General features: G+C 58.9%; 1 protein-coding gene. It reads left to right on the forward strand.

Going from position 1 to position 1,051, the window contains the following annotated elements; genetic code table 11:
* Positions 1 to 14: 14 nt before the first annotated feature.
* The gene (locus OVY01_RS22950) at positions 15 to 1,037 is read left to right on the forward strand and encodes an IS30 family transposase (protein WP_267849958.1); all 1,023 of its coding nucleotides are present in this window, start codon (positions 15 to 17) and stop codon (positions 1,035 to 1,037) included.
* The last annotated feature ends 14 nt before the right edge of the window (positions 1,038 to 1,051 follow it).

A 1,051-nucleotide genomic window follows, 5' to 3' on the forward strand; every position in this document is an offset into this window, starting at 1 on the left:
TATAGGGTGTTGGGATGGAAAAAAGATATTTTCATCTGAGCGCGGAAGAGCGCGCGGCAATCATGATCGAAAGCGGTAAAAACGCGAGCATCCGGTCGATAGCGAGGCTGCTGGGACGCAACGCGTCTAGCATCAGCCGAGAACTCGCGCGTAACCGGACTGAGACGCGCAGGTGTTATGACGCCACTGCCGCTGCAAAGGCGTATCGCGCACGGCGTGAACGAAGCCGAAGGCCACGCAAATTGACCGCTGGTAGTGCGCTGTACTGGCATGTGCATCATCAACTGGTATATCGACGTTGGTCGCCCCAGCAAATTGCTGCCAGACTTCGAGACATGCACCCCACTGATCCCGAAGAGCGCGTCAGTCATGAAACGATTTACGCGGCGATTTATACCCATCCACGTGGCGGCTTGAAGCAGGCCATGGTTGAAGCGCTGCGCCAGGAGAGGCCCGTACGAGGCAACGCGCGCCGCACGCTCGCGCGCAAAAGCTTCGTGCCCGAAGAGCTGCACATCGTTCATCGGCCAGAAGACATCGCCACGCGCAAGTGGCCCGGGCATTGGGAGGGAGACCTCATCAAGGGCGCGTTCAACCGTTCCTGTGTGGGCACGCTGGTCGAGCGCAAGACACGGTTCGTGGTGCTGTGCCGCATGGATGGCTGCACGGCGGCGGATGCCCTCGAGGGCTTCACGCGCCAGATGAAAAAGCTGCCCGCGTTCCTGCGCGAGAGTCTGACGTACGACCGCGGCACGGAGATGACCTGTCATGTCGAATTGGCCCGGCAATTGAACTTGGATATCTGGTTCGCTGATCCGTACGCGCCATGGCAACGCGGCAGCAATGAAAACACGAATGGTCTGCTACGTCAGTTCTTGCCCAAAGGGATCGACCTGTCGGGAGTGAGCCAGATGCAACTCAACGACATTGCCAGATTGCTCAATGGCCGTCCTCGTCAGACACTGGGCTGGAAAACCCCGGAAGAAGTCATGGCAATGGAGTTGGCCGCCGAAGGATTCGCTAACCGTTGCACTTGACTGTTGAGACCGCC

The sequence above is a fragment of the Robbsia betulipollinis genome (genome assembly GCF_026624755.1).
Lineage (GTDB): Bacteria > Pseudomonadota > Gammaproteobacteria > Burkholderiales > Burkholderiaceae > Robbsia > Robbsia betulipollinis.

Coding starts and splice junctions, on each gene's coding strand:
- OVY01_RS22950 (WP_267849958.1), top strand. CDS start 15: ATGGAAAAAAGATATTTTCATCTGAGCGCGGAAGAGCGCGCGGCAATC.